The organism is Stenotrophomonas sp. YJH_SMC_122 (assembly GCF_059369535.1).
Genome location: NZ_JCAFST010000026.1, coordinates 1 through 7,044 on the forward strand (window position 1 = coordinate 1; position 7,044 = coordinate 7,044).

Here is a 7,044-nt window from a genome sequence, read left to right on the forward strand (position 1 = left end):
CCACCAGGCCGGCAGCACCATGGGCGAGATCGTCGCCTCGGTGCAGCGCGTCACCGACATCATGGCCGAGATTTCCGCTGCTTCGCAGGAACAGAGCGCGGGCATCGAGCAGGTCAACCAGACCGTGGTGCAGATGGACGAAACCACCCAGCAGAACGCCGCACTGGTGGAGGAAGCTACCGCCGCCGCACGTGCGATGGAGGACCAGGCCGTGCAGCTGGGTGAAGCAGTGGCCCGCTTCCGGCTGGCATCGCACGGCACGACGGCCATTCCGGCACGCCCGCTGGCAGCACCGGTACCGCGCCAGGTCGCAGCCGCCGCACCGGCGGCAAAAGCGGTCCCGGCACGTGCGCTGCGCACCGGGACAGCCCAGCCGGCACTGGCTGCGGACGGCGACTGGCAGGAGTTCTGACAGAACCACGGGGTCAGATCCTTTTCCCTCGGGAAAGGGATCTGGGTCCTCACGCGCCGAAAGTGATGCAAATCCCACTTCATAATCCGGTGCAGAGGCCGATATCCCCATCGAGCCTCGCACCAACGCGTGCTGGCGCCCGCCCCTGACCGTAGATTCCATGTCCGACGGCAACGACACTGCAGTGCATGATGTCCACGCGGCCGACGCCGCTGACGAGCGCTTCCTGGTCCGCAACCCGCGCCAGCTGCGGCAGCTGCTGCGCTCGCTGATCGACCAGCGATCATTGATCAACGCGCACATCGACGGCCGCGACCGTTCGTTCCCCACTGCGCTGCTCGACCTCGACGAGGACGAGGACACCCTGCTGCTCGATGGCAGCCTGCAGGAAGCTTCCAACCGCGCCGCCGAGCAGGCCGATCACCTGCTGTGCTTCGCCCAGCTCGAACGGGTGCTGGTGCGCTTCCGCCTGCACGAACTGCAGCGCGTGGACAACGACGGCCACGTGGCCTTCCGCGCCCCGCTTCCGGAAGAACTGGTGCACCTGCAGCGCCGCGAACTGTATCGGCTGGAGACGCCAGTCACTGATTCACCGCAGCTGCTGCTGCCACCCGGCGAAGCGCGGGCCGAAGCGCTGTCGATGCGGGTGGTGGACATCAGCGGTGGCGGCCTGGCCGTGGTGGTGCCCAATGACTGCGCGGTGTTTGGTCTGCAGAAGCGCTATCCGGCGCAGCTGTCGCTGCCGGACGGCCCCGACCTGGATATCGAACTGGTGGTCTGCAACCTGCTGCCGCAGCGTCAGCCCAACGGCATCGAGGTCAAGCGCGTGGGAATGCGCTTTGAATGCCTGCCACGCGGCGCCGACAGCGCCATCCAGCGCTACATCTTCCGCATCGACCGCCAGCGCAAGGCCCGCCGCAACGGCGAGCTCTAAGGCCAGGCCAACAGGAAGTGCCGGCCGCTGGCCGGCAACTTCGCGACAATGCGGGTACGGCCATTGCCGGCCAGCGGCCGGCACTACCGATCTCCGGTAGATCCACGCCATGCGTGGATGCCCTTCCCCCGGCACCTAAAGTCCCCCCCGGCGGGGCCGATATCGAGCCTGACACCGGGACTTCCGGCAGAACCAGGACCCCTCGATGAACGACAAGACCAGCTCCGCCGCCAGCGCCGGTGGCGAATTCCTCAGCTTCACCCTTGGTGACGAGCACTACGGCGTGGACATCCTCAAGGTGCAGGAAATCCGCGGCTACGACGCCGTCACCCGCGTGCCGGACGCCCCGGACTACATCAAGGGCGTGATCAACCTGCGCGGCACCATCGTCCCGGTGATCGACCTGCGCCTGAAGCTGCGCCTGGACAACGCCCGCTACGATGCCTTCACCGTGATGATCGTGCTGAACGTGGAAGACCGCGTGGTCGGCATCGTCGTCGACAGCGTCTCCGACGTGATCCCGCTGTCGGCCGAGCAGATCCGCCCGACCCCGGAATTCGGCGCCGCCGTCGATACCCGCTTCATCTCCGGCATCGGTACCCACGACGATCGCATGCTGATCCTGCTGGACATCGAGACCCTGCTCGACAGCGCCGACATGGGCCAGGCCAACCTTGCCGAAGACGTCGCTGCCTGAGCAAACGGAACTGCTTCACGTTCCAGTCACAACACCCTTCAGTTCCCTTCGGCGGTGCCGATAGGGGGACAGAAGCCGGTCGCGCAGGAGCGCGCAGGACCGGCCCGATCGTTACCATCCCCGGAGATACCCTCGATGAAGTCCCTGTTTGCGTTCGTCTCGGCCGCTGTCCTGGCCACCACCGCCGCCTCCGCTTTCGCCCAGTCGGCCGACATGATCCCGCCGGAAATGGCGCCGCGTTCGGTCGGCAAGGACGGCATGGTCTGTGGCAAGGTCGAAAAGGCCCGTTACGCAGAAGGCTCCGAAGGCCAGCCGACCTTCCTGTACATGGGCGGCGCCTTCCCGCGCCACACCTTCTCGGCGCGTATCGCCGGCGAGAACCGCGGCAAGTTCTCCTTCCCGCTGGAAACCCTGGAAGGCAAGACCGTCTGCGTGATCGGCAAGATCCAGCGCGACGCCTCGCGAGCAGAAATCGAAGTCAGCTCGCCGGCCGGGCTGAAGCTGGCCAACATCAAGTAATCCGCCGTTCGTCGGACCACGCCGGGCCTGGTCCTGGCGTGGTTTCTGCTGCAACCGGGCCCGATGCCCGGGCGCGTCTGCCTTAGGAGCTCGCAACGCCCATGCCGTGGATCAACAACCTGAAACTGATGCCGAAACTGCTGCTGACTTTCGGCGTCCTCCTGCTGGTGATGCTGCTGCAGGGCATCGTCGCCTATCGCGGCCTGCATTCGCTGAACAACGTCACCACCGAGCTGGCCGGTTCGCGCATGGAGAGCATCCGCATGGCCGGCGAGATGCGCGGCATGCTGGGTGAGTACCGCAATGCCGCCTACCAGCAGCTGATCCGCGCCAGCGATGACGTCAAGTCCGACGCGCGCAAGCAGGGTGTCGACCTGCGCGCCAGCATGGACAAGTCGATCAAGGAGTATCCGAAGCTGGTCGACAACCCGCAGCAGAAGAAGCTGTTCGACGCCTTCGCCAAGGAATGGAAGGACGCCCTGGCATCCTATGACAGCGTCACCGAGATGCTGGAACTGGACCTGCCGGACGACGCCATCGATACCTTCGTCGGCGAAACCCGCACCAAGCACCGCAAGGCTGCCTCCGCGCTGGAGGCGCTGATCGCCGAAGACAACCGCCTCGCCCGCGCCTCGCGCGACGAGGCCGCTTCCACCTATTCCGCCTCGGCCGTGCTGACCGTGATCGCCCTGCTGGGTGGCGCCGCGCTCGGCCTGGTGCTGGTGTGGCTGTTTGCCCGCGCCCTGGTCGGCAGCGTGCGTGGCGCCGTCTCGGTCGCCAACGACGTGGCCGGCGGCAAGCTCGATGGCCACATCGACGTCAGCCGCCAGGATGAAGTGGGCGAACTGATGCAAGCCATGCAGCGCATGCAGCGCGACCTGCGCGAGCGCATCGAGACCGACCAGGCGATCGCCCGCGAGAACCTGCGCATCCGTACCGCGCTGGACTACAGCTCGACCGGCGTGTACCTGACCGACACCAGCAACACCATCGTCTACAGCAACCGCGCCCTGCAGCAGACCCTGAGCCAGTACCAGGACGAACTGCGCCGCGACCTGCCGGACTTCGATGCCCAGGCCTCGCTGATCGGCAAGCCGGTCACCGTGCTCGAGCACCGTGGCGAGATGGACCAGACCCTGCTGAACAACCTGAAGGCACACGGTGTCGCGCGTCGCCCGATGCAGTACGGCGATGCCCAGTTCGCCCAGGTGGTGTCGACCATCCGCAATGAAGGCGGCGACACCGTCGGCTACGTGGTGGAATGGCGCGACCGTACCCAGGAAGCGCAGGTTGAAGCGGAAGTGGCCCGCGTGATCGCCCAGGCCGCCGCCGGCGACCTGTCCGGCCGCATTGACGCCACCGACAAGGAAGGCTTCTTCCTGCAGCTGGCGCAGCAGATCAACGGCCTGCTGGACGCCAACGCCGGCAGCATCGAACAGGTCTCCGGCCTGCTTGCGGCACTGTCGCAGGGTGACCTGACCGTGCGCATGCACGGCGACTACCAGGGCGTGTTCGCCCGCATGCGTGACGATGCCAACGCCACCGCCGCGCAGCTGAGCGAGATCGTCACCCGCATCAAGCAGTCCAGCCGCGCGATCAGTTCGGCCGCTGGCGAGATCGCCTCCGGCAACAGCGACCTGTCGCGCCGGACCGAGCAGCAGGCCGCCAACCTGGAAGAAACCGCGGCCTCGATGGAGGAACTGACCTCCACCGTGCGCCAGAACGCCGAGCATGCCCGCCAGGCCAACCAGCTCGCCATTGGCGCGCATGGCGTCGCCTCGCAGGGCGGCGAGGTCGTCGGCCAGGTGGTCACCACCATGTCCGCCATCGAAGCCTCGTCGAAGAAGATCGCCGAGATCATCAGCGTCATCGACGGCATTGCGTTCCAGACCAACATCCTTGCGCTGAATGCCGCCGTGGAAGCCGCGCGTGCCGGTGAACAGGGCCGCGGCTTCGCCGTGGTTGCCAGCGAAGTGCGCACTCTCGCCCAGCGCTCGGCGGCTGCCGCCAAGGAGATCAAGGGCCTGATCGACGACTCGGTCGGCAAGGTCAACGATGGCTCGGCGCTGGTGCACAAGGCCGGCGCGACCATGGGCGAGATCGTCGCCTCGGTGCAGCGCGTGACCGACATCATGGCCGAGATTTCCGCCGCCTCGCAGGAACAGAGCGCGGGCATCGAGCAGGTCAACCAGACCGTGGTGCAGATGGACGAAACCACCCAGCAGAATGCCGCGCTGGTGGAGGAAGCCACCGCCGCCGCCCGCGCGATGGAAGAACAGGCCGGCCACCTCAGCGAGGCTGTGTCGATCTTCGTGGTGGACGAAGCCGAAGTCGTGGCCGCCCCGCGCGTCACCGCTTCGGCGCCGCGCGCCGCTGCACCGGCTGCCCCGACCCCGGCTGCCCCGCCGGCCCGCCGCACGGCGGGTGGTCGCCCAATGGCAACCGAACTGGCCGACGGGGACTGGCAGGAATTCTGATGCCTGCCTGACCTGATCCACGAACACGCCCTGGCCCTGTGCTGGGGCGTTTTTGTTTAGGGGGTATCTGATTATCCAGCCAACGGCGAAGCCCCTCGGGGTGGTCGGTCGAAGTGCTGGGCTGCTGAGGGCAGGCCGGGAGGGTGGGTTGCGCAGGGGGCGCCGTGAACCCGTCCCTGGGGGCTTGGCCGCGGCTTGCTCGTGTGCGCTGTCCTGCGCACACGAGCAAGGCGCCATCGAGCCCCCAAGGACGGGTTTACGGCGTGTCCTGCCTGCCCACCCCGGCCCAGCTACTTACTGACAATCCAGCGCCGACCAACCGCTGTTGCTGTTGCTGTTGCTGTTGCTGTTGCTGTTGCCGCTGCTTCAAAAGCCTGCCGCAGGCAGCGCCGCAGCCGCCGCTGCAGGAAAAACCTGAATACGTTCCGACACCGCACCTCAATCCCCCGCCCCCGCGGCCGATAACGGGGTTGTCACGGCGCATCCCGCCGCTGGCCGGCTCGGCGCCGCCCGCCCGCTTCGACCTGGTCCTGCTCGATGAATCTCCTGCATCGCTGGCAACACTACTTCCGCAATCTTTCCGTCCGGCGCAAGCTCAACCTGCTGACGCTGCTCATCGCGCTCGGCGTGATCGCGCTGTCGGTGATCGCCGCCCGCATGCAGTACCTTGACCTGACCGAGACCCGCAAGGCTGCGCTGAAGACCCAGGTCGAACTGAGCTACGGCATCCTCCAGCACTACCACCGCCTGGCCGGTACCGGCGAGCTCAGCGAAGAGGCCGCCAAGCGCGCCGCGCTGCAGGCGCTGGAGGTCATGCGCGCCGGGAACGATACCTACTACTTCAACATTTACGACACCGGCTACCGCCTGCTGATGCACCCGTTCCGCAAGGACCTGGTCGGCAAGGACATGAAGGACTTCCACACCGACGACGGCGTACGGATCTACTACGACCAGGTCGAAGCGGCTCGCGCCGGCGGCGGCTTCGTCAACTACCGCTGGGCCAAGCCGGGCAGCAAGGGCGAGGTCGAGAAGGTCGCGTACGCCGGCCTGTTCGCGCCGTGGAACTGGGTGGTCAGCAGTGGCGTCTACATGGACGACGTGCAGAAGCAGGCGCTGGTGTTCACTGCCATCATGACCGTCTCCGGTGGCGTGCTGGTGCTGATCGTGCTGGCCCTGAGCTGGGTCATCGGCAACCGTATCGCGGTACCGCTGAAGCAGGCCACGGCCGTCGCCGAAGGCATCGCCGCCGGCAAGCTCGACAGCCACATCGGACCGCAGCCGCACGATGAAACCGGTCGCCTGCTGGAGGCCATGGCCGGCATGCAGCAGCAGTTGCATGCGGTCATCACCGGCCAGCGCGAAATGGCCCGCCGCCACGACGGTGGCGAACTCAGCTACCGCATCGACGCCAGCGCCTTCCCGGGCGAATACGGGCTGATGGTGCAGGAAACCAACGCCCTGGTTGGTAGCCACGTGCAGACCCTGCACGATGTGCTGGACGTGGTGCAGCAGTACGCGGTCGGTGACCTGAGCCGCGACATCGCCCGCTACCCGGGCGAGAAGGCGGCGATGACCACCACCGTCGACACCGTCAAGGCCAACCTCGGCCGCATCAACGCCGAGATCAAGCAGTTGGCCAGCGCCGCTGCTGCCGGCGACTTCAGCCGCCGAGGCGATGCGCAGCGCTTCGACCACGATTTCCGCCTGATGCTGGAAAACCTCAACGCGATGATGGCGGTCAGCGATGACAACCTCGGCAAGCTGTCGCAGCTGCTGTCGGCCATCGCCGAGGGCGACCTGACCGCGCGCATGCACGGCGACTATCAGGGTGTGTTCGCCCGCATGCGCGACGATGCCAACGCCACGGTCGCGCAGCTGACCCAGATCGTCGGCCAGATCCAGGCCAGCGCTTCCAGCATCACCCTGGCCGCCGGCGAGATCGCCTCGGGCAACAGCGACCTGTCGCGCCGGACCGAGCAGCAGGCCGCCAACCTGGAAGAAA

Annotated in this window: 6 protein-coding genes; all 6 read left to right on the forward strand. The window is 66.9% G+C overall.

The genetic code is table 11. The features are described 5' to 3' along the window. A partial coding sequence (locus AC5P66_RS19840; RefSeq protein ID WP_495216568.1) for a methyl-accepting chemotaxis protein occupies nt 1–412 on the forward strand: 412 nt, incomplete at its 5' end. 160 nt (nt 413–572) lie between these two features. Next, nucleotides 573–1,346, forward strand: coding sequence for a flagellar brake protein (locus AC5P66_RS19845; RefSeq protein ID WP_099496148.1), 774 nt, complete (start codon nt 573–575; stop codon nt 1,344–1,346). Between the two features lie 205 nt (nt 1,347–1,551). Next, nucleotides 1,552–2,043, forward strand: coding sequence for a chemotaxis protein CheW (locus tag AC5P66_RS19850; RefSeq protein WP_014647021.1), 492 nt, complete (start codon nt 1,552–1,554; stop codon nt 2,041–2,043). 135 nt (nt 2,044–2,178) lie between these two features. Beyond that, nucleotides 2,179–2,562 (forward strand): hypothetical protein, encoded by a 384-nt coding sequence (locus AC5P66_RS19855; protein ID WP_014647020.1) that lies wholly within the window; start codon nt 2,179–2,181, stop codon nt 2,560–2,562. A 101-nt stretch (nt 2,563–2,663) separates the two neighbouring features. Further along, nucleotides 2,664–5,039 (forward strand): methyl-accepting chemotaxis protein, encoded by a 2,376-nt coding sequence (locus AC5P66_RS19860; protein ID WP_099496147.1) that lies wholly within the window; start codon nt 2,664–2,666, stop codon nt 5,037–5,039. A 537-nt stretch (nt 5,040–5,576) separates the two neighbouring features. After that, nucleotides 5,577–7,044, forward strand: a 1,468-nt coding sequence (locus tag AC5P66_RS19865) for a cache domain-containing protein (RefSeq protein ID WP_495216569.1), incomplete at its 3' end; no start/stop codon positions are given.

What these genes read in the sequence shown, in the direction of transcription:
- AC5P66_RS19845 (WP_099496148.1), top strand. Translation starts at nt 573, where the DNA reads ATGTCCGACGGCAACGACACTGCAGTGCATGATGTCCACGCGGCCGAC.
- AC5P66_RS19850 (WP_014647021.1), top strand. Translation starts at nt 1,552, where the DNA reads ATGAACGACAAGACCAGCTCCGCCGCCAGCGCCGGTGGCGAATTCCTC.
- AC5P66_RS19855 (WP_014647020.1), top strand. Translation starts at nt 2,179, where the DNA reads ATGAAGTCCCTGTTTGCGTTCGTCTCGGCCGCTGTCCTGGCCACCACC.
- AC5P66_RS19860 (WP_099496147.1), top strand. Translation starts at nt 2,664, where the DNA reads ATGCCGTGGATCAACAACCTGAAACTGATGCCGAAACTGCTGCTGACT.